We start from the raw sequence: 308 nt of genomic DNA, 5'->3' as shown, positions 1-308 counted from the left end.
AGAAAGGAAATGAAGGTGATATAGTAAAAATACGGTTAATTCAGAAAATTTAAATATAGAATTTGGTATTCTTTGATAAAGGATGCAATGCGAAATGAAAAAATGGATTCATCGTTCACTAAAAAATCAACTCATTGCCTTTATTCTAATCGTGGTTGTTATTCCTATCATCATTTTAGGGCTGATTTCGTATTATTCTTCGGTTCAACTATCTAAGGATCGTGCGGAAATTTCTGGTGAAAGTTTTCTAGAACAAATACAAGATTCCATATCATTTATTATCAATGATGTGGAAAATATGTCCGTGT

Annotated in this window: 1 protein-coding gene; it reads left to right on the top strand. The window is 30.5% G+C overall.

Annotated elements, in window-relative coordinates:
• Window positions 1-94 precede the first annotated feature (94 nt).
• The coding region (locus JKP73_RS22530) for a hypothetical protein (protein WP_438874680.1) at window positions 95-308 on the top strand (214 nt) is incomplete at its 3' end.

This window comes from Virgibacillus salexigens (genome assembly GCF_014905415.1).
Classification (GTDB): Bacteria; Bacillota; Bacilli; order Bacillales; family Amphibacillaceae; genus Virgibacillus; species Virgibacillus salexigens.
This window is presented reverse-complemented; position numbering and strand designations above follow the sequence as displayed.